20 protein-coding genes are annotated in these 24,531 nt (G+C 63.3%); 18 read left to right on the forward strand and 2 right to left on the reverse strand.

The window, feature by feature from the left end; translation table 11 throughout:
* Nucleotides 1-122: 122 nt before the first annotated feature.
* The 8 genes from AABB87_RS13065 to AABB87_RS13100 all read left to right on the forward strand — a co-directional run bounded on the left by AABB87_RS13065 (nt 123) and on the right by AABB87_RS13100 (nt 13,283).
* The gene (locus tag AABB87_RS13065; RefSeq protein WP_058722014.1) at nt 123-275 is read left to right on the forward strand and encodes a rubredoxin; all 153 of its coding nucleotides are present in this window, start codon (nt 123-125) and stop codon (nt 273-275) included.
* Nucleotides 276-377: 102 nt separating this feature from the next.
* Complete coding sequence (locus AABB87_RS13070; protein ID WP_058718642.1) at nt 378-797, forward strand: response regulator; 420 nt, start codon at nt 378-380, stop codon at nt 795-797.
* Nucleotides 798-866: 69 nt separating this feature from the next.
* Nucleotides 867-1,238 (forward strand): response regulator, encoded by a 372-nt coding sequence (locus AABB87_RS13075; protein WP_058718643.1) that lies wholly within the window; start codon nt 867-869, stop codon nt 1,236-1,238.
* Complete coding sequence (locus tag AABB87_RS13080; protein WP_341971640.1) at nt 1,235-1,813, forward strand: chemotaxis protein CheW; 579 nt, start codon at nt 1,235-1,237, stop codon at nt 1,811-1,813. The genes AABB87_RS13075 and AABB87_RS13080 overlap by 4 nt, the downstream gene beginning before the upstream one ends.
* Nucleotides 1,814-1,989: 176 nt before the next feature.
* Entirely contained in the window at nt 1,990-4,332 is a 2,343-nt protein-coding gene (locus tag AABB87_RS13085; RefSeq protein ID WP_341971641.1) for a methyl-accepting chemotaxis protein, read from the forward strand.
* Nucleotides 4,333-4,355: 23 nt separating this feature from the next.
* Nucleotides 4,356-10,886 (forward strand): hybrid sensor histidine kinase/response regulator, encoded by a 6,531-nt coding sequence (locus AABB87_RS13090; RefSeq protein ID WP_341971642.1) that lies wholly within the window; start codon nt 4,356-4,358, stop codon nt 10,884-10,886.
* A 137-nt stretch (nt 10,887-11,023) separates the two neighbouring features.
* Nucleotides 11,024-12,061 (forward strand): GGDEF domain-containing protein, encoded by a 1,038-nt coding sequence (locus tag AABB87_RS13095; RefSeq protein WP_341971643.1) that lies wholly within the window; start codon nt 11,024-11,026, stop codon nt 12,059-12,061.
* A 148-nt stretch (nt 12,062-12,209) separates the two neighbouring features.
* The gene (locus AABB87_RS13100; RefSeq protein WP_341971644.1) at nt 12,210-13,283 is read left to right on the forward strand and encodes an alpha/beta hydrolase family protein; all 1,074 of its coding nucleotides are present in this window, start codon (nt 12,210-12,212) and stop codon (nt 13,281-13,283) included.
* On the opposite strand, the gene AABB87_RS13105 is transcribed toward AABB87_RS13100, so the two are convergent.
* A complete protein-coding gene (locus AABB87_RS13105; protein WP_341971645.1) occupies nt 13,255-14,721 on the reverse strand; it encodes a cryptochrome/photolyase family protein in 1,467 nt (488 codons plus the stop codon). The two genes, AABB87_RS13100 and AABB87_RS13105, sit on opposite strands and share 29 nt — an antisense overlap.
* A 33-nt stretch (nt 14,722-14,754) precedes the next feature.
* Between AABB87_RS13105 and AABB87_RS13110 the strand changes: the two genes are divergently transcribed.
* The 7 genes from AABB87_RS13110 to AABB87_RS13140 are packed head-to-tail and all read left to right on the forward strand — an operon-like array spanning nt 14,755 to nt 20,190.
* Nucleotides 14,755-15,333 carry a YqgE/AlgH family protein gene (locus tag AABB87_RS13110; protein WP_341971646.1) on the forward strand — a complete coding sequence of 193 codons (579 nt, stop codon included), beginning with the start codon at nt 14,755-14,757 and terminating at the stop codon, nt 15,331-15,333.
* Nucleotides 15,333-15,740, forward strand: a complete 408-nt coding sequence (gene ruvX, locus AABB87_RS13115; protein WP_295082029.1) for a Holliday junction resolvase RuvX — start codon at nt 15,333-15,335, stop codon at nt 15,738-15,740. The genes AABB87_RS13110 and ruvX overlap by 1 nt, the downstream gene beginning before the upstream one ends.
* Nucleotides 15,737-16,237 carry a bifunctional pyr operon transcriptional regulator/uracil phosphoribosyltransferase PyrR gene (gene pyrR, locus AABB87_RS13120; RefSeq protein ID WP_341971647.1) on the forward strand — a complete coding sequence of 167 codons (501 nt, stop codon included), beginning with the start codon at nt 15,737-15,739 and terminating at the stop codon, nt 16,235-16,237. The genes ruvX and pyrR overlap by 4 nt, the downstream gene beginning before the upstream one ends.
* Before the next feature lie 11 nt (nt 16,238-16,248).
* Complete coding sequence (locus AABB87_RS13125; protein WP_058718652.1) at nt 16,249-17,211, forward strand: aspartate carbamoyltransferase catalytic subunit; 963 nt, start codon at nt 16,249-16,251, stop codon at nt 17,209-17,211.
* Complete coding sequence (locus AABB87_RS13130) at nt 17,208-18,542, forward strand: dihydroorotase (protein WP_341971648.1); 1,335 nt, start codon at nt 17,208-17,210, stop codon at nt 18,540-18,542. The genes AABB87_RS13125 and AABB87_RS13130 overlap by 4 nt, the downstream gene beginning before the upstream one ends.
* A 5-nt stretch (nt 18,543-18,547) precedes the next feature.
* Entirely contained in the window at nt 18,548-19,285 is a 738-nt protein-coding gene (locus tag AABB87_RS13135; protein WP_058718654.1) for a lysophospholipid acyltransferase family protein, read from the forward strand.
* Between the two features lie 17 nt (nt 19,286-19,302).
* Complete coding sequence (locus AABB87_RS13140; protein WP_341971649.1) at nt 19,303-20,190, forward strand: ribose-phosphate diphosphokinase; 888 nt, start codon at nt 19,303-19,305, stop codon at nt 20,188-20,190.
* Between the two features lie 81 nt (nt 20,191-20,271).
* Here AABB87_RS13140 and gpmA read toward each other — a convergent pair whose 3' ends face one another.
* The gene (gene gpmA / locus AABB87_RS13145; RefSeq protein WP_058718656.1) at nt 20,272-21,015 is read right to left on the reverse strand and encodes a 2,3-diphosphoglycerate-dependent phosphoglycerate mutase; all 744 of its coding nucleotides are present in this window, start codon (nt 21,013-21,015) and stop codon (nt 20,272-20,274) included.
* Nucleotides 21,016-21,268: 253 nt separating this feature from the next.
* On the opposite strand from gpmA, the gene AABB87_RS13150 reads away from it, so the two are divergent.
* From AABB87_RS13150 to AABB87_RS13160, 3 genes are read left to right on the forward strand one after another with little or no spacing between them, the layout of a single operon-like run.
* Nucleotides 21,269-22,501: a porin gene (locus AABB87_RS13150; RefSeq protein ID WP_341971650.1), complete on the forward strand. Its 1,233-nt coding sequence runs from the start codon at nt 21,269-21,271 to the stop codon at nt 22,499-22,501.
* Nucleotides 22,502-22,529: 28 nt separating this feature from the next.
* Nucleotides 22,530-22,955 carry a hypothetical protein gene (locus AABB87_RS13155; RefSeq protein ID WP_341971651.1) on the forward strand — a complete coding sequence of 142 codons (426 nt, stop codon included), beginning with the start codon at nt 22,530-22,532 and terminating at the stop codon, nt 22,953-22,955.
* A gap of 60 nt (nt 22,956-23,015) precedes the next feature.
* On the forward strand, nt 23,016-24,527 hold the full coding sequence (locus AABB87_RS13160; protein WP_295081822.1) for a methyl-accepting chemotaxis protein: 1,512 nt from the start codon (nt 23,016-23,018) through the stop codon (nt 24,525-24,527).
* Nucleotides 24,528-24,531: the final 4 nt, after the last annotated feature.

The raw sequence follows: 24,531 nt of genomic DNA on the forward strand, positions 1-24,531 counted from the left end.
TCCTGAGAATTGCCTCTGCATCACTGCCTATTTCGTCACGAAGTTGCTGGGGCCTGCGTGGCTACAATCTTTACATTGTAGTGAGCAAAAAGATATACACCGTGAGCGAAGCAAGTACCTGGATGTGCCTGATCTGCGGCTGGATTTACGACGAGGCCGCGGGCGATCCTGAACACGGCATCGCGCCGGGAACGCTGTGGGCCGATGTGGATATGAATTGGACCTGCCCTGAGTGCGGCGCGCGCAAGGATGACTTTGAAATGGTGCGTATCTAAGTCGATCCGCTAAGGGTTGACTAGCTGCCGGTCAGTAACTTTGCTGGCTATGCTGCCGGGCTTTTGCCCTGAACCGTTTGGCTTTGAAGAGTGAGGCTTGGCGTGCAAGTTCCTGATGGTCCTACCGGTCTTGACAGCGGTACTCCTGCTGCTGCAGCACGAGTGCTGGTCATTGACGACAGCAACACAATCCGGCGCAGTGCCGAGATTTTCCTCAAACAAGCCGGCCACGACATCGTGCTGGCCGAAGATGGCTTTGATGCGCTGGCCAAGCTCAGCGACTTCCGGCCCGATCTGGTGTTCTGCGACATCTTGATGCCGCGGCTCGATGGCTATCAAACCTGCGCCATCATCAAACGCAATCCGCAGTTCGCGGCTGTGCCGGTGATCATGCTGTCCTCCAAGGATGGTTTGTTCGACAAGGCGCGCGGCCGCATGGTGGGCTCGCAAGACTACCTCACCAAACCCTTTACCAAAGACCAGTTGCTTAAGGCCGTGCAGCAGCACCGCCGTGGCGCTTGATGCCTGCATCGAGCGCGGATCCCATTTGATATTGACACCTTGCTCGGCAGAGCGGCCTGAGGAGGACCTATGACCATTATGAAAATCTTGTTGGTTGACGATTCGAAAACCGAATTGCATGTGCTGAGTGAATTGCTCGGCAAGCGTGGCTACCAAGTCCGTACGGCCGAAAACGGCGAAGAGGCGCTCAAGCGCCTGGGCGAAGAAAAGCCCGACCTGATCCTGATGGATGTGGTGATGCCCGGCCAGAACGGTTTTCAGCTGACCCGCGCCATCACCCGCGATGAGCGCTATGCAGGCATTCCGGTGATCATGTGCACCAGCAAGAACCAGGAAACCGACAAGGTCTGGGGTATGCGCCAGGGTGCGAGTGATTACGTTGTCAAACCCGTCAAGGCCGAGGAGTTGCTGGCCAAGATTCGTGCCCTCGGTGGTGCATGAGTAATAAAGAAGCGCTGCGCGAACTGCAGCACCGCCTAGCTCACCGCATGCAACAGGCGCGTGAGCAGACCGGCACCGGTGCCAGCTGGCTGGCGGTGGAATGTGCGGGCTATGGCTTGCTGTTCTCCCTCAAGCATGCGGCGGAAATTTTCGCGCCCGTGCCGCTCAAGCCTTTGCCTTATGCCAAGCCTTGGATGGCAGGGCTCGCCAATCTGCGCGGCGGCTTGTTCACGGTGGTGGATCTGGCGGTGTTTCTGGGCTTGCGCGATGCGCAGACGCCTTTGGCCGAGCAGCGCGGCGAAGCGCGGGTGGAAGCCAGCCAGGCTCGCCTGGTGTCGCTGAATCCTGAACTGAATTGCAACTGCGCTTTGCTGGTGGACCGTTTGGCCGGCCTGCGCGGTGATGACCAGCTGCGCCTGGATACCTCTGATCCAGCGAGCCAAGCGGGCGCTGAAGGCCTGCGCCGACCGCGTTTTGCCGGCCCGCGCATGCTGGACGAGACAGGGCGATCGTGGCAACAAGTGCATTTGGATGCCCTTTCTAAACATGAACAGTTTTTGCAAGTCGTGGTCTGATTTCAGGCGACGAGATCAGGCCTTTGCGAAGGCCTGAATGCATTTGTGGCGACCCGTGGCTGGCTGTGTGGCTAGCGAGTTGCCTAAAAATTTGACGGCCAGTTTGGCCGATAGACAACAGTTTTGAGTCCGATGCCAGTCAAGATCGGCGAAATTTTCGAGAGCAAGAGGGTGAGATGAGCTTCCTGGACAAGATCAAAAAGCTGGGCAAGAACGAATCCGACCAGGCTGCCACTGGGGCGGCTGAATTGGCGGGCATGACGGGCTCAAGCGGCCTGGCTACAGCCCAGGGCGCCACGGGCCGTCAGGGCCTGGACCTTGACGTTGACCGCCAAGGTGCGGACACCGCAGCCTCTGCACCCATCTCATCGATCATTTCGGAGGCGACGCCGACCGAGTTCAGCAGCGCTGAATTCCCGGCCACGACCAATTTCTCCAGCACCACGACGGCTGCGATGGAGCAAGCAGATGGCGCGCAGGCAGGCAAGGTCGCCAGCGCTCGCAAGCAAGCCCTGTTTACCGCGATGGTGGCGGTGGGCTTGTTGGGTACGGCGGCGACGGTCGGCGTGACCATTTTGCAAAGCTCGCGCAGCGCCGCTCAGGTGCGCGCCACCGGCCAGGCCTTGATGCAGTCGCAGCGTATGGCTAAGTCGGTCACATCCGCCTTGGTGGGTAAGCCCGAAGCATTCGTTGAATTGCGTGAGAGCGTGGGCAGCATGGCCAGCGTGGTGAAAGACCTGCGCTCCGGTGAAGGCAGCTTGGCTGCCGCGCCGGCCAGCGTGACTGCCAGCTTGGATGCAATTTTGCCGCTGGTGCAGCGCGCCGAGCAAAGCGGCCAGATGGTGCAGTCGCAGGAGAAGGCGCTGATTGAAGTGGGCCAGGCCCTGCGCCAAATCAATAAGCAAAGCGGTGACCTGCTGGAAAGCGCGGAAACCGTATCGGCAGATGCCTTGCAGCAAGGTGCTTCAACGGCGGAAATCGCCGCCGCCGGTCAGCTGGTGATGTTGACCCAGCGCATCGGCAAGAGCGCCAATGAATTCCAAACGCAAGAAGGCGTGAGCCCTGAGGCCGTGTTCTTGCTGGGCAAGGACTTGAACTCCTTCAAGCTGATCACCGAAGCGCTGATCAACGGCAACCCTGAGTTGCACCTCAATAGCGTCAAAGACGCCGCCCTCAAGGCGCGTCTGGTGACTCTGCTGAAACAGTATGAGCTGACCCGTAGCCAAGCCCAGGTGATTCTGAGTAGCTTGCAAGGCCTGGTGGCAGCGCGTGAAGCGCAGACCAGCATCTTGGCCGATGCCGAGCCGCTGCGCAAAGGCCTGGAACAAGTCGCGCAGGAATTGGAATCGGCCGGTGGCGCCAATCTGGGTTTGATTGCCCTGATGGTGACCGCCCTGGCGGCGCTGGTGGTGGGTGCCTTGGGTTTCCTGCGCCTGTATGTGGCGGGCCAGACCCAACGTGCCGCCATGGCCGAGTCGCAAAAGCAAGAAGCTGAAACGCAAGAGCGTGAAGCCAAGCGCGTCAACGACGCCAACCAGGCCGCTATTTTGCGTTTGATGAACGAGTTGCAGACGGTGGCTGAGGGTGACTTGACCCAACAAGCCACGGTGACGGAAGACATCACCGGCGCCATCGCTGACTCGGTGAACTACACGGTGGAAGAGCTGCGCAATCTGGTGAGCCAGGTGCAGACCACGGCCGCTCGCGTGACCGACACGACTGGCCAAGTTGACCAGACTTCGACCGACCTGCTGGCGGCATCGAAAGAGCAGCTGCACGAGATTCGCTCCACCGGTGAAGCGGTGCTGCAGATGGCCGGCCGAATCAATGAGGTGTCCACCCAAGCGCAGGCCACTGCCACGGTGGCGCGCCAGTCGCGTGAGGCTGCTGAGTCGGGCTTGCAGGCGATGCAGAACAATATCAGCGGTATGAATTCCATCCGCGACCACATTCAGGAAACCTCCAAGCGCATCAAGCGACTGGGCGAGTCTTCGCAGGAAATTGGTGAGATCACCGAGCTGATTTCTGACATTACCGAACAGACCAACGTGCTGGCGCTGAACGCGGCCATTCAGGCCGCCTCGGCCGGCGAAGCCGGTCGCGGCTTCTCGGTGGTGGCGGAAGAAGTGCAACGCCTGGCCGAACGCTCGGGCGACGCCACACGCCGAATCGCCGCCCTGGTCAAGACCATTCAGACCGACACGCATGACGCCGTGGCCGCTATGGAACGCTCCACACTCGGTGTGGTGCAAGGTACGCGTTTGTCTGACGCGGCCGGTAAGGCGCTGGAAGAGATCGACACCGTGTCGCGTCGTCTGGACGGCCTGATCGCTGAGATTTCCACCCAAGCGCTGCGCGAAGCCGCTTCCGCCAACGAGGTGGCCGAGAACATTCAGCACATTTTTGCGGTGACCGAGCAGACCAGTGAGGGCACACGTTCCACCGCCCTGATGGTGCATGAGTTGTCGCGTTCCGCCGAAGCCTTGAAGGCCTCGGTCGCCCGATTCAAGGTTGCCTGAGGCAAGGGGCTAGGATGGATCTCATGTCCAATACGAGCCAGTCCCGGCCCCAGCCGGAACCGCGCGATATGCGGGACGCGCAGGATTCCGAATTTCCTGCCGACCTGAGTCCGCTGGCCTGGGTGCAGGAAGAGTTGCGCCGCTCGCTGGAGTCGGTGCACAAATCCTTGCGCCGCCTTTTGCGCGATGGCGATGGCCGCATGACGGGCTACTCCGCCTTGGGTGCCGACAGTCAGCCGCTGCCGGCGCTGCAAGCCGCCGCCGCCCAGTTGCATCAGGTGGCCGGTGTGCTGGACTTGGTCGGCTTGCCGGCCGGTGCCATCGTCTTGCGCGCGGCCGAGCAGGCCGTCGCTGACTTGGCCCAGCATCCCGCCAATATCGAATTGGCGCGGGTCGAAGTCATCGAGCGTGCAGATTTCGCGCTGCTCTCGCTGGTGTCTCGCATGTTGGGCGCGGGCGCGCCTTCGGCGGCCATTTCCAGCCTGAGCCTGTTTCCGAGCTACCGCGATCTGCAGGCCTTGAACGGCGCCGAGCGTGTTCATCCGGCCGACCTGTGGCAGTTTGAATGGCAATGGCGTGATCTGCCGGTTGATGGCAAGGTGCCTGTGCAAGCACTGGAGACGGTGCGCCCGGCCTTCGAGTCAACCTTGCTTAAGCAGATGCGGGAGCCGCATGCTGTTGCGGCACGCGCCTATGCCGCCAAGCTGAGTGATCTGTGTGCCGGCCTGGTGGGCGGCTTGCAGCATGCGCCCAAGACCAAGACCCTGTGGCAACTGGCCGCGGCCATGTTCGAGGCGCAGTCCTTGGGCTTGCTGCCGCTGGATAGCTTTGTCAAACGCCTGGGCTCGCGCTTGTTGTCCCAGCTGCGCGTGGTCGGGCTAGGCGATGCCGGTGATCTCGATGCCAAGCAACGGCTGGCGCAAGACCTGTTGTTCTTCTGCGCCCAAAGTGGTTCTTTGTCCAGCCCTGCCGAAGCACCTCGCCTGGCGGCGGTGCGGGAGGCCTATGGCCTGGCCAACCAGCCCTTGGGCGACTATGAAGACGAGAGCCTGGGTCGCATCGACCCGGCCTGGGTGAGCCAGGCCAAGCGCCGCGTCAGTGCTGCCAAGGAATCTTGGGGTACGGTGGCCGAGGGCGAGACCCATCGCATGCCGGTGCTGGACGAGCAGTTCGCCAGCCTGGCCGAATCTCTGCACCGCTTGTTCCCGAGCGGCGCGGTTCTGGGCGAAATGCTGCAGCGCGCCGTGGTCAGCACGGTGCGTTCGGCCAAAGCCCCGCCACCTGCCGTGGCGATGGAATTGGCCACCAGTTTGTTGTACGTCGAAGCGGCGCTGGACGAGGCCGTCTTTGACCAGCCCGAGCAGGCTGACCGCGTCAAACGCCTGGCCGCCCGCATCGCTGCGGTGGGCCGCGGCGAGGCGCCTGAGCCGCTCGAAGGCTGGATGGAAGATTTGTATCGGCGTGTCTCCGATCGCCAGACGCTGGGCAGCGTGGTGCATGAATTGCGCAGCAGCCTGGCCGAGGTGGAGCGTCAGGCCGATGAGTATTTCCGTGACCCGAGCCAGCGCGAACGTCTGATCCCGGTGCCGGGGCAGCTGTCCTCGATGCGTGGCGTCTTGACCGTGCTGGGCCTGGATCAAGCCGCATTGGCTTGCGTGCGTATGCGCGATGAGGTGGATCGCCTGGCCAATACCGAGGTGGATGTCGAGCGTGCCGCCCCGCGTGAGCTGTTCGATCGCCTGGCCAACAATCTGGGCGCGCTCGGTTTCATGATCGACATGCTGGGCGTGCAGCCGGCCTTGGCCAAGCGCATGTTTGTGTTTGACGAAAGCACAGGCCGCCTGAGCTCGCTGATGGGTCGCAGTGGTGATGCGCATGCCGCGCCGCCTGCGCCCATCATGCCCAATTTGCCGCCTCTGCCGCCGGCTTTGGTGGAGGCCGCGCAGCGCCCCGCCGAAGACACCCGCTTGTTGCCGGCGCACGACCCGGAAATGCGCGAGATTTTCCTGGAAGAAGCCGCCGAAGTGCTGGGCAATGCCCGCGAGGCCTTGGCGAGCTTGCGCGCGGATTCGGAAAGCACGCCGCAGTTGACGGTGATGCGCCGCGCCTTCCACACCCTCAAGGGCAGCTCGCGCATGGTCGGGCTGGAGCAATTCGGCGAAGGCGCCTGGAGCTGCGAGCAGTTGTTCAATGCTCGCTTGGCCGAGGCCACGCCCAAGGCGGACGCCGCCTTGCTCGAATTCAGCGAAGAAGCCTTGGATTACCTGGGCCGGTGGTGCGAACAGATTGCCTCGGGTCAAACACCGACGCTGACGCCCGAGCCCCTGCGCGAGAAGGCAGATGCCTTGCGCCTGCGTCCTTTGGCGGCAGTTCCTGCGGCAGCGCCCGCACCGGCACCCGTTCCCGTACCTGCGCCTGAAGTTCATGTGGCTGAAGTGCAAGCGGAACCTGCCGCTGCAGCTGCGCCGGAACTGGCATCGGAACTGGCACCGGCCGAGTCTGTGCAAGAACCTGAGCTGACCGTCGAAGCAGTGCCGGCGTCTGAAGCGCAGCCCGAGCCTATGCCCGAGCTGAGTTTTGTCACCTTGCCCGAGGTCGATGCTCTGCCGGTGATGCTGGCGCCTGTGCCACCAGAGGCCCCCGTCGTCCCAGAATTGGCAGGTTTCGAGCCCACGACCTTCAACGAATTCGCGCCTACCGAGGTGTCCGAGTTGCTGGACCTGCCGGCCCAGCCTGCGGCCGCGGTAGAGGCCTCACAGCCTGAAGAGTTTTTGCTGCCCGAGATCGAGGCCATCGAAGGCCTTGATGACGCCAGCCTGCCTGCGGCTGAGCCTGCTTTGGCCGCTGACGAGCAACTTTCCCCAAGCCACACCGAAGGCGAAGTGGCCAGCGAGAGCGACAGCGATTTGCCGGCCTTGCCTGCGGACGTTGTCGCCGCAGTCGAGCCGCAGACGCCAGAGCAAGACTTGCCCTTTGTGCTGGAGTTCAACAGCCTGCGGGCTGATTTGCCAGCCGCGAGCACCGAAGAATTTGAGCTGCCCGAGTTCGAGCTCAAGCTCGACCTGGGTGAAGAAGCTGCTCTGCCGGTGGCCGAAGCCGGCGCACTGAATGACGATGAGTTGATCGCCGCGCTGGCGCAGATTCACCGTGAAGCTGTGCCCGAGTACGCTGCTCCACTGGCCGATACCGAGTTGCTGCTGCCGCCTGACTTGGCGGACTCCGAGCCTGCCGAAGCCCAAGCGGAAACGGAAACGGAAACGGAAACGCCTGAGCTGGTCGCAGAGGAGGTTGAATCTGTTGGGCCCGCCGAAGCTGTTGAGCTCATTGAGCCCGCCGAGCCCATCGATTTGCCCCAGCACCAAGCACCGACGCTGGAATTGGTTCGCAGCCCGGCCCGCGACGCACAGGACGAAGACGCCGAGCAAGCCGCGGCTGAGCAGGCGGAAGATGACAGCGTCAAGGTCATCGGCCCGATCCGGGTCAGCATCACGCTGTTCAATATCTTCCTCAACGAGGCCGATGAGTTGTCGCGCCGCCTGGGCACCAGCCTGGCCGAATGGGCGCTGGAACTGAATGGCCCCGTGCCCGCCAATTGCGAGCCACTGGCGCATGCGCTGGCCGGCAATGCGGCGGCCGTGCAGTTTGAAGATCTGTCGATTCTCGCCCGCGCGCTGGAACACGCCCTGGGCCGTGCTCAACGCACGCGTCGCTATAGCGAGGCCGAGGCGCAGATGTTTGTGCAGGCGGCCGACGAAATTCGCCATCTGCTGCATCAGTTCGCTGCTGGCTTCCTCAAGCCGCTGGATCCCACTACTTTGGCCGCCCTGCAGGCGTATCAGCCGGAGCATGATGCGGACTTCGAGTCGGAGCTGGATTCGCTGTCCATGGGCCTGGATGCCTTGATCAAGGAGAAGGGCGATCAGGCGGCTGAGCCGGATATGGCTGCGTTTGCCGATGTGGCCGATGACGCTGCTGAGGTTGAGGAACAAGCCGCGCCAGCGCTGGCCATGGCTGAAGCCGCCATCGACCCGCTGCTGCTGACACCTGCAGCCCATGAGGATGAAGTCGAGCCCGGTTTGCCCGATGCTATCGAGCCCGAGCTGTTTGATATCTTTGACGAAGAAGCGCAGGAATTGCTGGGTCAGCTGCACGGTGCCTTGCGCGCTTGGCTGCAAGCGCCGCAAGACCGCAGCCAGGGGGCGGCCTGTATGCGCGCCCTGCACACCTTCAAGGGCGGTGCCCGCCTGAGTGGCGCCATGCGCCTGGGTGAGCAAGCCCACCGCTTGGAAACTGAAGTCGAGCGCGTTCTGCATCAACACGCTGACAGCGGCGCGCCTAGCCAAGCTGAGCTGCTGAGTTTGCAGGCTGGTGGCGACGCCCTGGCTGCCAGCATGGATGCCTTGCGCGCCGGCCATCTGGCGGCACCGGTGGCGCCAGCGGAAGCGGCGCCCACGGCCTTTGCGGCCACTACGGTGCAGCCGCTGGCGGCTGAGCAGGTGGCAGCCTTTGTTCCTGCTGTTGCCGAGACGGTCGAGGCGCTTGCGCCCATCGAGCTCGCCGGCCTTGAGCCGACCGCCGTGGCGGCTGAGCCAGCCGCGCCGGTTGAGCGCATCGACTGGTCGCGCTTTGTCGAAAACCCGCTGGATGAGAACGCCGGCGAGCTGGGCCCCATCGGCCCGCAAGCCATGGTGCGTGTGCGCGGCAGCTTGCTCGAGCGCATGGCGGCCCAGGCTGGCGAGGTGAGTATTCGCCGCACCCGCTTGGAGTCTGAGCTGGCGCAGATGAAGTCGGCCTTGCTGGATCTGGACGACAACTTGGAGCGCTTGCGCGCCCAGATGCGTGAGTTGGAATTGCAAGCCGAGGCCCAGATGGGTTCGCAGCAAGACCAGCTCAGCCGCGCGTCCGAGCATTTCGACCCGCTGGAATTCGACCGTTACACCCGCTTCCAGGAACTGACCAAGATGCTCACCGAATCGGTGGGTGACGTGGCCACGGTGCAGCGCTCTTTGCAGCGCAATGTGCAACTGGGTGAAGACGAGTTGGCGGCGCAATCGCGTCTGACGCGTGAATTGCAGGACGATTTGCTGCGCACTCGCATGGTGGAGTTCGACAGTTTGTCCGAGCGTATGCACCGGGTGGTGCGCCAAGCGGCGCGCGATACCGGCAAGCAAGCGCAGCTGCACATCGTCGGCGGCCAGACCGAGTTGGACCGCAGCGTGCTGGAGCGCATGGCCGGTGCTTTCGAGCATTTGCTGCGCAATAGCGTGGGCCACGGCATTGAAGCCAGCGAAGCCCGCGTGGCCGCAGGCAAAGACGCCACCGGCCAGCTGACCCTGACGCTGCAACAAGAAGGCAACGAAGTTCTGCTGAGCTTCAGCGACGACGGTGCCGGCCTGGATCTGCCCCGTATCCGCCAGCGTGGCGAGCAACTGGGTTTGATCAAGCCCGACGCGCCGGAGCTGAGCGAAGCCGAGCTGACCCAGCTGATCTTCACGCCCGGCTTCTCCACCGCCAGCCAAGTCACCGAGACCTCGGGTCGCGGTGTGGGCATGGACGTGGTGCGCGCCGAAGTGGCTACGCTGGGCGGCAGCATCGACACCCATACCGAGCCGGGCCAGGGCAGCCGCTTCACGCTGCGCCTGCCCCTGACCACGGCCTTGACCCAGGTGGTGTTGCTGCGCTGTGGTGATCAAACCGTGGCAGTGCCGGCGGCGCTGATGGATTCGGTGCAGCGCCTGCCGCTGGACCAGCTGGAAGGCGCTTACGCCAGTGGCAAGCTGAACTTGGCTGGCCACACGCAGCCCTTCTTCTGGCTGGGCAGTTTGCTCGGCCAGTCCGGTCATGGCCAGGCTCACGGCAAGACGGCGTCCATCGTGCTGCTGCGCAATTCCCAGCAACGTCTGGCCTTGCATGTGGACGAGGTGATGGGCAACCAGGAAGTGGTGGTCAAAAACCTCGGCCCGCAACTCAACCGTGTGCCCGGACTGGCCGGCATCAGCTTGCTCGCTTCCGGCGACGTGGCGCTGATCTACAACCCGCATGCCCTGGCCACTTGCTACGGCGAACAGGCCCAGCAGCGCTTGCGCGAACAGCAGGCCCAACTGGCCAGCGGTGCGCCGGTGGCGTTGGTCGAGGAGCCGCAAGAAGCCCTGGCGCCGCTGGTGCTGGTGGTGGACGACTCGCTGACCGTGCGCCGTGTCACCCAGCGTTTGCTGGAACGCGAGGGCTACCGCGTGCAATTGGCCAAGGACGGTCTGGATGCGATGGAGTGCCTGGCCGCCGAGGAATTGCCGGCCTTGGTGCTCAGCGACATCGAGATGCCACGCATGGACGGCTTCGACTTGGTGCGCAATATGCGCGCCGATAGCCGCCTGAGCAGCTTGCCGGTGATCATGATCACGAGCCGCATTGCACAGAAGCACAAGGACTACGCGGCAGAGTTGGGTGTTAGCCACTACCTCGGCAAACCCTATGACGAAGAACTTTTGTTACAACTAATCGCTGGTTACACTTCCGCTTCTGCGCTAGGAGAGACGGCGCCGCTGCAGCACTGAGATCGTGCTGGCCGGCGGCCCGCGCCGGCCAGTACCGTTTGCCCTTGGGCAGCCGGCTTGGGGGTGCCAGGGGTCTAAGAACGCCGACGCACAGGGGGAAACGCTGCTGAAGCCTCAACCATGAGGCAGGGAACACCATGTCCGAAGTCGTAGATCATCTAGCGGAAATGACGGGGTTTCGCGATCGCGATGTGATGGACGTCACGCTGGTCACGGCGCTGCGCGAGTTGCTGGAGCCCTTGTCGGTTGCCATTTACCGCTGTGTGGGCGAGCCCGGTGAAGAGCGTTGGCTGACCCGTGCCCGCTTGGCACAAGGTGATGCGGTCCCCACGGCCGACCCGCTGTGGGCCGAAAGCGCGAGCCTGCCTTTGGCATCCGACTTCCCGGCCCGGCTGGAATGCTTGCACAACCGCAAGATGCTGCAGCTGCCTGCTGGCAACCATTGGCTGGCTCTGTTCCCGATTGCCACCGACCGCGAAGTGGTGGGCGTGGTGGAAATCGAAACCAGCGAGGCATTAGCACCCAATTTGCAGCGCATCGTCGGCGGCGTGCTGCGGATTTATCACAATTTCCAAGGCTTGCTGGACTACAGCGAGCGCGACACCCTGACCGGTCTGCTCAACCGCAAGACCTTTGAGGACAGCTTTCTCAAGGCCGTCAGCGAGGCGCCCTCGCTCAAGCACAGCGCCCAGCCGGATGACGGCCGCCGCCATGATGGGCCGCACCCCCAGCATTACCTGGGCGTGATCGACATCGACCATTTCAAGCGCGTCAACGACAACTTCGGTCACTTGATCGGCGATGAAGTCTTGCTACTGCTGTCGCGCCTGATGCGCAGCAGCTTCCGCTTCCATGATCTGCTCTACCGCTTCGGTGGCGAGGAGTTTGTGGCCCTGATGCGCTGCGACGATCCGCAAGACGCGGCCCAGGCTTTCGAGCGCCTGCGCCAGAACACCGAAAACTATCTCTTCCCGCAAGTCGGCCACATCACGGTCAGCGTGGGCTTCACCCAGGTGAAACCGGGGGATTCGCCCAGCTCGGCCTTTGACCGTGCCGACAAGGCGGTGTATTTCTCCAAGCAAGCCGGGCGCAACCAAGTCAACAGCCATTCTGACTTGGTGCGCAGCGGTCATCTGCAGGAAGAGGCCCGGGCGAGCGCGGTGGAGCTGTTCTGAACGCCTGAACTCTCAGGTTCGCTCGCGCTGCGAACTCAGGCTGTGTTTCGCAATGTTTCGCTGCCCTGTTCGGGGCAGCGCTGCCCTTGAATCTGGGTTAGTCTGACCCCAGCTGCTCTTTTTCGAGCTTGCTGGGAAGGATCTGGACATGCTGAGATCTGGCTTGACATGCCTGTTGGTGGCGAGCTTGCTGCTGGCGGGTTGCAACACCACGCCGACGGCGATGGGGCCGACGGACACACTGAGCAGCTATGCGCAGACGGCAGTGGCCGAGGGCGCCCAAGTGATAGAAATGGACTGGCGTGATGAGAGCCGCCAGCGCGATGTGCCGGTGCGCCTGTACTGGCCCGCCCAGGCCGTGGCGGGCCAAGCGGTGCCGCTGGTGGTGTATTCGCACGGTATCGGCGGCTCGCGCCGCGGCTATAGCTATCTCGGCGCCTACTTCGCGCGCCAGGGCTATGCCAGCTTGCATGTGCAACATATCGGCAGTGACCGCCAGCAGGTCTGGATGGGCAATCCGCTGCAACTGGTGTCGCGCCTGCAGGCGGCGGCGCAAGAGGGCGAGGCCATCAGCCGGGTGGCGGATGTGAAGTTCGCCTTGGACCAACTGCTGCACAGCGAGCGCGCCGCGCTGATCGACCCCGAGCGCATCGTCGCCGCCGGTCATTCCTACGGTGCCAACACCACGCTGCTGCTGGCCGGTGCCCAGGTGACGCGCCAGGGCCACACGCTGGATCTGCGCGATCCGCGCTTCAAGGCGGCCATCGTGATCTCGGCCCCGCCTTTCTACGGCGATGGCGATGTGCGCCCTATCACCGGGCCGATCGCTATTCCGACCCTGCACATCACGGCCACCGAGGACGTGATCCGCGTCCCCGGCTACTTCTCGGACGCCAGCGACCGCCTGGCCTTGTTTGATGCTACCGGCCGCGATGAGCGCAAGGTGCTGGCCGTGTTTGAAGGCGGCTCGCACAGCATGTTCACCGACCGTGGCATCACCGGCGGCACCGCGCTCAACCCCCGCGCCAAGCAAGCCACGCAGGAGCTGGCCTTGGCCTTTCTGAACGATGTGCTGGATGGCAAGCCAGATGGCTTGCGCCACTGGAGTGCGCAATACCAGGACATCCTGGCGCGCTGGCAATCGCCCTACGGCCAGTTCAGCAGCCCGGCCGTGGCGCTGAAGCCCGAGACCGCTAGCCTGGCGGCAATACCCGGCTCTTGACGACGGCGTAGCGCGCCAGGGTCTGTTCCCTGGCCTCAGCATGGTCGACGATTGGGGTCGGATAGTCGCGCCCCAACACCAAACCGCAAGCCTGCAATTCCAGCGGCTTCGCAGTCCAGGGCGCATGCCGCAACTTCGCCGGCAGCTTGGTCAATTGCGGCAGGTAGCGGGTGATGAAGCGGCCCTCCGCGTCGAACTTTTCGCTCTGCGTCACCGGATTGAAGATGCGGAACCAGGGTTGCGCATCGCAGCCGCTGGAGGCCGCCCATTGCCAGCCGCCGTTGTTAGCGGCGAGGTCAAAGTCCAGCAGCTGTTCGGCAAAGTAGGCCTCGCCGCGTTGCCAGCTGATGCCCAAATCCTTGATCAAAAAGCTGGCCGTCACCATGCGCAGGCGATTGTGCATATAGCCGGTTTGATTGAGTTGCAGCATGGCCGCGTCCACCAACGGGTAGCCGGTGCGGCCTTCGCACCAAGCGGCGAAGCGGCTGTCGGCGTTGGGGCCGTTCTCCCAAGCAATCGCGTCATATTCGGCGCGGAAAGCGGCGTGCATGGCATGCGGATGGTGATGCATCAGCTGGTGATAAAAATCGCGCCAGATCAGCTCGGCCAGCCAGATCTCGGCCCCTTTCTCGCCCGCTTGCATGCGCGCCCAGGCCGCGCGGGCCAATTGGCGGATTGAAATCGTGCCAAAGCGCAGATGCACGCTGAGGTAGCTGGGGCCCTTGATGGCGGGGAAGTCCCGGCTGCGGTCATAGCGTTCGATGCGCTCCAAAAACTCATCGAACAAATCGGCTGCGCCGAGGCTGCCCCGCATCAAGATCGGGTTGAGCTCGGCCGGCTCAAAGCCAATCTCAGCCAGCGTGGGCACGCCTTTGGCTAAAGGCGTGGCGGCCAGCGCGGTGGCGTGACGTTCCACCGGATAAGCGCGCAGGTAGAAATCATTGAGCTTGCGCAGCCATGCGTTTTTGTAAGGCGTGAACACGCCGTAAGGCTTGCCCTGTGCGGTCAGCACCTCGCTGCGTTCGAAGATCACATGATCTTTAAAGGTCTCGAAGCCACAGGCAAAGCTGGCCAGGCGCTGGGCCACCAGGGCGTCGCGGGCCAGCGCTGCCGGCTCGTCATCGTGGTTGTAGAACACCGCCTGCACGCCCAATTCGGCCGCCAGTTTGGGGACTTCTTCCGACGCCGAGCCATGCCGCACGATCAGGCCGCCGCCCGGGCAGAGCTCGCGCAACTGCACATCCAGCACCCGCAAGGCCTCTAGGATGAAGATCACACGGCGGTCGCTGCGGGGCAGGGCGGCGAGGATGTCTTGGTCCAGCACAAAGACGCAAAACACCGCCTTGCCAGCGCGGCAAGCGTGATAGAAGGCGGCTTGATCTTCGACACGCAAGTCACGCCGGAACCAGAGTAAAACGCGATCCAAACGATTCATCATGGCAGCAGTGTCGCCGACGAATAAAATAGCTGCATGAGCCAAGACCGGATAGACCTCGCAAACCAATTCCTGATTGCCATGCCCGGCATGGCTGACGACGCTTTTGCCGGCAGCGTCATCTATATGTGCGAGCACAACGAGAAGGGCGCGCTGGGTCTGGTGATCAACAAGCCCATCGCCCTGACGCTGGGTAGCTTGTTCGAAAAGGTGGAGCTGAGCCCGCCGCAACAAGCCTTGGCCGATACCCCGGTTTTCTACGGCGGCCCGGTGCAAACCGAGCGCGGCTTTGTGCTGCACGAGCCGCTGGATGCCAAGGGCGGCCATTACAACGCCACCCTGGCCGTGCCAGGTGGCCTGGAGATGACCACCAGCCGCGATGTGCTGGAGGCCTTGTCCAACGGCGCCGGCCCCAAGCGCATTCTGGTCACGCTGGGCTATAGCGGCTGGGCAGCAGGCCAGCTGGAAGAAGAAATCGGCCGCAATGGCTGGCTGACCGTGGATGCCTCGCCGGACATCATCTTCGACACCCCGGTGGAGCAGCGCTACGAGCGCGCCCTGGGTCTGCTGGGCGTGGATCCGCGCATGCTGAGCCAAGAGGCCGGCCACGCATGATGAGCGCTACCCCAGCGCCACAGCAGCAACAGACCTTTCTGGCCTTTGATTTCGGCACCAAGCGCACCGGTGTTGCCACCGGCAGCCGCTTCACGCAGACCGCCGAGCCCTTGAAAAGCCTGGCGCTGGAGGGCGAAGCCCGCATGCTTGCGATCGACAAGCTGATCAAAGAATGGCAGCCCGACGCCTTGGTGATCGGCGTGCCACGCCACCCCGATGGCGCCGAGCATGAGATGACCCTGCGCGCGCGCAAATTCGGCCGCCAGCTGAAGAGCCGCTTTCGCCTGGCCGTCCACGAGGTGGACGAACGCTACACCTCTGTTGAAGCGGAAAGTTATGGCGTGCGCGATGTCGATGCCGCCGCCGCCGCTTTGATTCTTGAACAATTTTTCCGGGAGACCTCGTGACGACCTTACTTCTCGATGCCGAGGCGCTTTACGCCGACTTGTTGCGCGGCGTGCAAAAACTGCTGCTGAGCCAGCCCGACAGTGCCTTGGTGGGCATTTGGTCCGGTGGCGCTTGGTTGGCCGAGCGCTTGCAAAAAGATTTGGGCCTGGTGGGCGCCGCGGGCGTGATCTCTAGCAGCCTGCACCGCGATGATTTCGGCTCCAAAGGCATGGCGGCCAGTGCCGATCACACCAAGCTGCCTTTCGATGTGAATGGCCGCCCGCTGATCTTGGTGGACGATGTGCTGTTCACCGGCCGCACCACGCGGGCGGTGATCAACGAGCTGTTTGATTTCGGCCGCCCGGCCAGTGTCACCCTGGCCGTGCTGGTGGACCGGGGCGGGCGCGAGCTGCCGATCGAGCCGGCCTTCTCCGCCGCCCGCATCCATCTGGACGCGGCGCAGCGCCTGCGCCTGGCCAAGGATGAGACCGGCCGCTTCAGTTTCGACATCAAATAAGGGGATTCATCGTGTTGTCCAAGCGAAATCCGCAACTCAACAAGCACGGCGAGCTGGTTCACCTGCTCTCCGTTGAAGGTCTGCCCCAGGCCATCATTCACCAGATCCTCGACACCGCCGGCACCTTTTTGTCGGTGAATGACCGCGAGGTCAAGAAAGTGCCCTTGCTGCGAGGCAAGTCGGTGTTCAATTTGTTCTTCGAGAACAGCACCCGCACCCGCACCACCTTCGAGATCGCGGCCAAGCGCCTGTCGGCCGATGTGCTGAATCTGGACATCGCCCGCTCCAGCACCGCCAAGGGCGAGACCTTGCTGGACACGGTGGCCAATCTTTCGGCCATGCATGCCGATATGTTTGTGGTGCGCCACAGCGAGTCGGGCGCGCCCTATCTGATCGCCCAGCATTGCGCGCCGCATGTGCATGTGGTCAACGCCGGTGACGGCCGCCACGCCCACCCGACGCAGGGCTTGCTGGACATGTACACGATCCGGCATTTCAAGAAGGACTTCAAGAACCTGACCGTGGCCATCGTCGGCGACATCGTGCATTCGCGCGTGGCTCGCTCAGACATTCATGCGCTGAACATTCTGGGCGTGCCCGAGATCCGCGCCGTTGGCCCCAAGACCTTGGTGCCGGGTGATTTGCGCGAGATGGGCGTGCGCGTTTGCCACGATATGGCCGAGGGTGTGCGCGGCGCCGACGTGATCATCATGCTGCGCCTGCAGAACGAGCGCATGAGCGGCGCCATGCTGCCCAGCGCTGGCGAGTTCTTCAAGAACTTTGGCCTCACGCCTGAGAAGCTGGCGCTGGCCAAGCCTGACGCCATCGTCATGCACCCGGGCCCCATCAATCGCGGCGTGGAGATTGCCTCCACCGTGGCCGATGGCTTGCAGAGCGTGATCTTGCCGCAGGTGACCTTCGGCATCGCCGTTCGCATGGCCGTGATGTCCATCCTCGCTGGAAACGAAGCATGAAGATTTTGATCAAGGGTGGTCGCCTTATCGACCCCGCCTCCGGCCTGGACCGCATCGGTGATCTGGCTATCGCGGCCGGCCGCATCGTCGCCCTGGGTGAGCCGACCGAGTTCGCAGCTGACCGCATCGTCGATGCCAGCGGCCTGATCGTCGCCCCCGGCCTGGTTGATCTGGCCGCGCGCCTGCGCGAGCCCGGCCATGAGCACGAGGGCATGTTGGAGAGCGAGCTGGCCGCTGCAGCGGCCGGTGGCGTGACCAGCCTGGTCTGCCCGCCCGACACCGACCCGGTGCTGGACGAGCCCGGCCTGGTGGAGATGCTCAAGTTCCGTGCCCGCAAGCTGAGCCGCTGCCGGCTCTTTCCCCTTGGCGCGCTAACCAAAGATCTGCGCGGTGAGTCGCTGACCGAAATGGCCGAGCTGACCGAGGCCGGTTGCATCGGCTTCTCGCAGGCCGAGTCTCCGGTGCGCGACACCTTGGTGCTGAACCGCGCCCTGATGTATGCGGCCACCTATGGCTACACAGTCTGGCTGCGCCCGCATGACGCTTACCTCGGCAACGGCGTGGCGGCCAGCGGTGCGGTGGCCACGCGCTTGGGCCTGTCCGGCGTGCCGGTGATGGCCGAAACGGTGGCCCTGCACACCATTTTTGAGCTGATGCGTGCCACCGGCGCCCGCGTCCACCTGTGCCGCATTTCCAGCGCCGCCGGCGTGGCCCTGATTCGCGCGGCCAAGAAGGAAGGCCTAGCGGTGACGGCCGATGTGTCCATCAACTCCCTGCATCTCACCGATGTGGACATCGGCTACTTCAACCCCGCCATGCGCCTGACCCCGCCGCTGCGTCAGGGCCGTGACCGCGACGCGCTGCGCGCCGGCCTGGCCGATGGCACGCTGGACGCTTTGGTCAGCGACCATATGCCGGTGGCGGCGGATGAAAAGAATGTGCCCTTCGCCGAAGCGACGCCGGGCGCGACCGGGCTGGAGCTGCTCTTGAGCCTGGCCCTGCGCTGGGCCCAGGACGGCGGCCTGCCTTTGAGCCAAGCGCTGGGCGTGATCACCGCCAAACCGGTGAGCGTGCTGGGCGACGCCCTGGGTTCGCTGGCGGCCAGCGCCGGCCGCTTGGTGGTGGGTGGCGTGGCCGATGTCTGCGTGTTTGACGACAAGGCCAGCTGGGCGGTGACGCCCGATGCCTTGAGCAGCCAGGGCAAGCACACCCCGTTCGCATTTGAGACCAGTGGCTTCGAGCTGCCGGCCCAGGTGCGCATGACGGTAGTGGCGGGGCATATCGCCTTTGAAGCCTGCCATGTGCTTGGCTCAGCGGCCGGCCACGCCTGAACCTGATGCGCACCCTTGTCGCCCTGGGGCGCCTATTTCGTTTGTGCCTGCATTTGCTCTGGGGCGTGGTTCTGATCCGGCTGCGCTTTGCCACCTTGAGCACGGCGCGCCGGCATGTGGAGGTCAAGCGCTGGTCGGGCGAAATGCTGCGCATTTTGGGCGTCAGCCTGGAAACCAGCGGCACGCCACGGCCCGGCGCCAAATTGATCGTTGCCAACCATGTGTCCTGGCTGGACATTGCGGCCGTGCATGCGGTGGTGCCGGAGGCGCGCTTTGTCTCCAAAGCCGATGTGCGTGATTGGCCCGTGGTCGGATTGATGGTGGACGGCGTGGGCACTTTGTTCATCGAGCGCGCCAGCAAACGCGACGCCCTGCGGGTGGTGCACCAGATGGCCGAGGCGCTCAAGAATGGCGACACGGTGGCGGTGTTTCCCGAAGGCACGACAGGGCCGGGGCCCGAGCCGCTAGGCTTCCACGGCAATCTGCTGCAGGCCGCCATTTCGACCGATGTGCCCTTGCAGCCCTTGGCCTTGCGCTGGTCGGAGCCCGGCATGCGCTTCAGCACGGCGGCTCAGTTCATTGGCGGTACCACCCTGGTTCAAAGCCTGTGGGCGGTGCTGAAGGCGCGGGGCTTGAGCGTGCGCGTTGATGTGCTGATGTCCATGAGCACCAGCCACGCTGACCGCCGAGCGCTGGCCGAGCATGTGCGTGATGAGATCATGCAAGGCATGGCGCGGCATTGACGGGCTAAAGTCAGGCCATGAATCCAAATGCAGTTTTGTTGGCTTTCGAGGAGGAAGCCATTCTTGCCGATGAATTGGCGCAGGCCCTGGGCCTGCCTTTGAAGTTCATCCGCCGCCACCGCTTTCCCGATGGTGAGTTCCGCCTGGTGCTGCCCACGCCCTTGCCGACCACCGTGTTGCTGCTACGCGGCCTGCAGCAGCCGAATGAAAAGCTGACCGAGTTAATGATCGCGGCACCCACCGCCCGCGACTTAGGCGCGCAGCGCTTGCTGCTGATTGCGCCCTATCTGGCCTATATGCGCCAGGACATGGAATTCACGCCCGGCGAAGCGGTCAGCCAGCGCCATATCGCGCGCCTGCTGAGCCAGTTCTTCGACCATGTGCTGACGATTGATCCGCATCTGCACCGCATCAGTCATCTGGACGAGGTGATGCCGGCCGGGGCGGGGTTGGCCCTCTCGGCCGCCGGCTTGCTGGGACGCTGGGTGGCCGAGCAGGTGCCTGGCGCTTTGCTCTTGGGGCCGGATGAAGAGTCGGGCCAATGGGTGCGCGAGGCGGCGCAGGCCGCGGGCCTAGATCACGCCATCGGCAGCAAGGTGCGCCATGGCGACGCTCAGGTCAGCCTGGCCTTGCCGGATGTGCCTGTTGACGGCCGTGCCTTGGTTTTGCTGGACGATATGGCCAGCACCGGCCGCACCCTGATCGGCGCGGCCCAGGGCCTGCTGGCGCGTGGTGCTCTCACAGTAGATGTGGCCGTGACGCACGCGCTCTTCAACGGCGCTGCGGTGGCCGATCTGCACGCTGCCGGCGTGCGCCATGTGTGGAGCAGCAATAGCGTGCCGCATGCCAGCAATGCGGTCAGCATCGTGCCGCTGCTGGCCGAGACCTTGCGTCGCTTTGTGTAAACCGCGGGCGGGGCAGGGCGGGTCGTGAGACCCACCCTTCGGCCTGATTCAGGCCTGCACTTGGCCTGAGTTAGGCCTGACTTAGGCCTTGCCCTGGCTTGCCACGGCCGCTGCCGCCTTGGCAGCTGCGTCGGCGTCACCCAGGTAGTAGCTGCGGATGGGCTTCAGGTCGGCGTCCAACTCGTAGACCAGCGGGATGCCGTTGGGGATGTTGACGCCGACGATGGCGTCGTCCGCGATATTGTCCAAATACTTCACCAGCGCGCGGATGCTATTGCCGTGCGCAGCAATGACAACGCGCTTGCCCAGCTTGATGGCCGGGGCCACGCTGTCGTTCCAGAAGGGCAGCACGCGCTCGACGGTGTCCTTCAGGCATTCGGTCAGCGGAATGTCTTGCGGGTTCATCTTGGCGTAGCGCAGATCGCCGCGCTCGCTGCGCGGATCGGTGGCTTCCAGCGCCGGCGGCGGGGTGTCGTAGCTGCGGCGCCAGACCAGCACTTGGTCGTCACCGTACTGCTTGGCAGTTTCCGCCTTGTTGAGGCCTTGAAGGCCGCCGTAGTGGCGCTCATTGAGGCGCCAGCTGTGCACCACCGGCAACCAGGTGCGGTCCATCTGGTCCAGGGTGTGCCACAGCGTCCAGATGGCGCGCTTGAGCACGGAGGTGTAGGTAATGTCGAAGTCGAAGCCGGCTTCCTTGAGCAAGCGGCCGGCTTGCTTGGCCTGTTCGACGCCAGTGGGGGTCAGATCGACATCGGTCCAGCCCGTAAAGCGGTTTTCGAGGTTCCAGGTGGATTCGCCATGGCGAATGAGCACGAGTTTGTACATGGACTAGTTAGGGTTCGAGGCCGCCCGGTTCGGGCTGCGCGGATTTTAGGGGCTATTGACTAATAGGCCGCAAATGAGCGCCGAACGCGCATAAATACGCGGGTTGACCCCAGGAAAACAGGGAAATGGGCGGGGAAAGTCGTCTAATCGAAGTTCAAGTTGTAGGTCCGTTAGTCGATAGAAAAAGGGCGACAGGCGAAATACTCCCCTCATGCCTGCCGCCATCTCTGATGTAAACCAGGAACCCCAAAAAATGTTGTCCACAACATATCGTTTCCGCCCCACGGCCTTGGCCCTGGGAATTCTCATGATCGGTGCGCAGGCGCAAGCCCAAGACAAGGCACCGGGTGAGTCCATCTTCAGCCTCTCAGGCTTCGGCACTTTGGGTGTTGTGAAAACCGACACCGATGAAGCCCGCTATCGCCTGACAGGCCAGCCGCGAGGTGCTACCACCGAGGTCAGCGCCGACGTGGATACCAAGATTGGCGTGCAAGTCGGTGCCAAGTTCAGCCCCATGTTCTCGGCCACCGTGCAGGTGCTGAGCAAGCAAAACGGCTATGGCAGCTATCAGCCGGCCGTTGAGTGGGCCTTCGCCAAGGCGCAGTTCTTGCCGTCCCTGAGTGTGCGGGTTGGCCGCATGGGCGCGCCCTTGTTTGCCGTGTCCGACTTCCGTGATGTGGGTTATGCCAACACCTGGCTGCGCCCCCCGCAAGATGTCTACGGCCAGGTGCCGCTGAGCCATTTCGACGGCGCGGATGCTAACTACCAAGTGGCCCTGGGCAGCTCCACACTGACTTTCCAGCTCTATGGCGGCAAGTCTGAATCCGTCGTGACCGGCAGCAAGGTCAAGCTCGACAGCATGGTGGGCTTGAACGCGACCGCCGAATTGGATGGCGGCTTCAGTGTTCGCCTGGGTCATGTGCAAGGCAAGCTCACTATTGAGAACGCCAGCTTGGGTGGCTTGGTGAGCGCTTTGTCCAAGACCCCGTTCGCCAGCGTTGGCCAGGAGATGGATGCCACTAAAAAGCACGCCACCTTCACCGGCCTGGGCCTGGGCTACGACCAAGGCAATGTGCTGGCGCTGCTGGAATACACCCGCCGCAAGACCGACTCGTACGTGCCCAGCACCACCGGCTGGTTTGCGACGGTGGGCTATCGCCTTGGCAAGTTCACGCCTTATGTGACCTTGTCGGAGCTGCATCAGGACAGCAGCAATGTGAACACCAGCGTAATCCCGGCTGGCGTGCCGGTTCCGGGTTTGGCGCCTGATCTGCGCAAGCTGATCGACGGTGTGCTGCAAAGCCAGAGCACGCGTCAGAAGACCAAGGCCGTTGGCGTGCGTTGGGATTTCTATCGCAATACCGACCTGAAGTTCCAGTATGAGCGCATCACACCGGACGGCCCTGGCTTGTTCGGCAGCACCACCGCGGCCTTCGGCAACACGCCTGTCAATGTCTACAGCTTGGCTGTGGATGTGGTTTTCTAAAAGGCGGGCAAAGACTATGAAAACAACTATGACAACAGGCCTGCGTGCACTCGTTTTGGCTGTGGGTGTGTGCTGCGTCGGTGTGACGCAAGCGCAGGTGGCAGTGATCGTCAATGCCAAAAGCGCGACCGCCAGCATGACGGCGGATCAGGTTGCCAATATCTTCTTGGGTAAGTCCAATACCTTGCCCAGTGGCGCCACGGCGGCGGCTGTGGATCAGCCCGAGTCGGCTGCTGTGCGCGAGCAGTTCTACACCAAGGTCACCGGCAAGCAAGCAGCCCAGGTGAAGGCCGCTTGGTCGCGCCTGGTGTTCTCGGGCAAGGCCACACCGCCCAAGGAAATGGCCAGCTCGGCCGAGGTGAAGAAGTTCGTCGCAGCCAACCCTGATGCGATCGGCTACATCGAAAAGTCGGCGGTAGACGGCACGGTCAAGGCAGTTTTGACGGTGGATTGATCCGCGGGGGTGTTTAAGGTTGCGCTGTCCAGGCAGCGCAACCGATATGGAGGCTTAAGAATGAATGTAAAGACCAGAATCTGGCTCTTGCCGGTATTCGCGGCCCTGATCTTCGCTGTCGGCATTGCCGTGGTGTGGGGCTTTTCGGCCCGCACCTCCTCGGCCATCACTGCGGTGGGCGAGGTGCACTATCCCTTGGTGGACGCCACCACACAACTCGCCTCGCAATTGGAGGCTTTAGGCGCCACGATTCAAAGCGCGGTGGCCGAGGGCGAGAAAAAGCGTCTTGATGAAGCCAAAGAGCGAGCCACAAGCATTCGCAAATTGTTGGATTCGATCGAGAAGATCGAAGGCCAGGCCGAGTCAGGCGCCAAGCTCAAGAAAGGCTTCGAGGCCTATTTCGCCGCCTCGGTGGACACAGCTGAATTGTTCCTGGGAATCAAGCAGGGCGATCAGGCCGGTGCCATCCCGAAGATGCAAGCCGCATTGAAGGCTCTTGATGATGATGTGAAGAGCGCTCGCACCCGTGCGGTCGAAGGCTTCGACAGTGGCTTGGCCAAGGCGGATGCCGGTGTTTCCTCGAGCCTGATGGCTATCCTGATCGCCGGCTTGCTGGTGGTGGTGGCCTTGGGCGTGGGTTCATTTCTGGTGATTGGCAGCGTCTGGCGTCAGCTGGGCGGCGAGCCGGAATATGCCCGTGATGTGATGCGTCAGATGGCTGATGGCGATTTGTCGCAAAACATTGTGGTGGCGCCAGGTGCCGATGCCAGCTTGCTAGCCGCGGTGCGGGCCATGTCGCAAGGCTTGGCGTCTATCGTCTCGGAAGTGCGTCAAGGCACTGACTCGATGTCGGTCGCCTCGCGTGAGATCGCTGTGGGCAACCATGACCTCTCGGTACGCACCGAGAAGCAAGCCACTTCGCTGGAACAAACCAGCGGCAATATGCAGACCCTCACCGACACCGTGCGCCACAGCGCCGATTCGGCCGCCCAGGCCAATCAGCTGGCGGGCTCGGCCGCGGCCGTGGCACGCCGGGGTGGTGAAGTGGTCAGCCAGGTGGTGGTGACGATGGAAGAGATCAACACCAGCTCCAAGAAGATCAGCGACATCATCGGCGTGATCGATGGCATTGCCTTCCAGACCAATATCCTGGCCTTGAACGCTGCGGTGGAAGCCGCGCGGGCGGGTGAGCAGGGACGTGGTTTTGCGGTGGTGGCGGCGGAAGTGCGCTCGCTGGCGCAACGCTCGGCCGAGGCTGCGAAGGAGATCAAGACCTTGATCGGCGCCAGCGTCGAACGGGTCGAGTCTGGCAGCCGCTTGGTGCAAAACGCCGGCAGCACGATGGATGAGATCGTCGCCAGCGTGCAGCGGGTTTCCGACATCATCAGCGAGGTGACCGCCGCTTCGGGCGAGCAAAGCCAGGGCATCGGGCTGGTCAATCAGTCCATCGTTCAGCTGGATCAAATGACTCAGCAGAACGCCGCACTGGTGGAGCAGGCCGCAGCTGCCGCCAGCAGCTTGGAGCAGCAGGCCACCAGCCTGCAAGCGTCGGTGGCGACCTTCAAACTGTAAAGCT

The sequence above is a fragment of the Roseateles sp. PN1 genome (genome assembly GCF_038419725.1).
Taxonomy (GTDB): Bacteria; Pseudomonadota; Gammaproteobacteria; order Burkholderiales; family Burkholderiaceae_C; genus Paucibacter_A.

What these genes read in the sequence shown, in the direction of transcription:
- AABB87_RS13080 (WP_341971640.1), top strand. Translation starts at nt 1,235, where the DNA reads ATGAGTAATAAAGAAGCGCTGCGCGAACTGCAGCACCGCCTAGCTCAC.
- AABB87_RS13155 (WP_341971651.1), top strand. Translation starts at nt 22,530, where the DNA reads ATGACAACAGGCCTGCGTGCACTCGTTTTGGCTGTGGGTGTGTGCTGC.
- AABB87_RS13160 (WP_295081822.1), top strand. Translation starts at nt 23,016, where the DNA reads ATGAATGTAAAGACCAGAATCTGGCTCTTGCCGGTATTCGCGGCCCTG.
- AABB87_RS13110 (WP_341971646.1), top strand. Translation starts at nt 14,755, where the DNA reads ATGAGCCAAGACCGGATAGACCTCGCAAACCAATTCCTGATTGCCATG.
- AABB87_RS13095 (WP_341971643.1), top strand. Translation starts at nt 11,024, where the DNA reads ATGTCCGAAGTCGTAGATCATCTAGCGGAAATGACGGGGTTTCGCGAT.
- AABB87_RS13150 (WP_341971650.1), top strand. Translation starts at nt 21,269, where the DNA reads ATGTTGTCCACAACATATCGTTTCCGCCCCACGGCCTTGGCCCTGGGA.
- ruvX (WP_295082029.1), top strand. Translation starts at nt 15,333, where the DNA reads ATGAGCGCTACCCCAGCGCCACAGCAGCAACAGACCTTTCTGGCCTTT.
- AABB87_RS13075 (WP_058718643.1), top strand. Translation starts at nt 867, where the DNA reads ATGACCATTATGAAAATCTTGTTGGTTGACGATTCGAAAACCGAATTG.
- gpmA (WP_058718656.1), bottom strand. Translation starts at nt 21,015, where the DNA reads ATGTACAAACTCGTGCTCATTCGCCATGGCGAATCCACCTGGAACCTC.
- AABB87_RS13135 (WP_058718654.1), top strand. Translation starts at nt 18,548, where the DNA reads ATGCGCACCCTTGTCGCCCTGGGGCGCCTATTTCGTTTGTGCCTGCAT.
- AABB87_RS13065 (WP_058722014.1), top strand. Translation starts at nt 123, where the DNA reads ATGTGCCTGATCTGCGGCTGGATTTACGACGAGGCCGCGGGCGATCCT.
- AABB87_RS13090 (WP_341971642.1), top strand. Translation starts at nt 4,356, where the DNA reads ATGTCCAATACGAGCCAGTCCCGGCCCCAGCCGGAACCGCGCGATATG.
- AABB87_RS13140 (WP_341971649.1), top strand. Translation starts at nt 19,303, where the DNA reads ATGAATCCAAATGCAGTTTTGTTGGCTTTCGAGGAGGAAGCCATTCTT.
- AABB87_RS13105 (WP_341971645.1), bottom strand. Translation starts at nt 14,721, where the DNA reads ATGATGAATCGTTTGGATCGCGTTTTACTCTGGTTCCGGCGTGACTTG.
- AABB87_RS13130 (WP_341971648.1), top strand. Translation starts at nt 17,208, where the DNA reads ATGAAGATTTTGATCAAGGGTGGTCGCCTTATCGACCCCGCCTCCGGC.
- AABB87_RS13085 (WP_341971641.1), top strand. Translation starts at nt 1,990, where the DNA reads ATGAGCTTCCTGGACAAGATCAAAAAGCTGGGCAAGAACGAATCCGAC.
- AABB87_RS13100 (WP_341971644.1), top strand. Translation starts at nt 12,210, where the DNA reads ATGCTGAGATCTGGCTTGACATGCCTGTTGGTGGCGAGCTTGCTGCTG.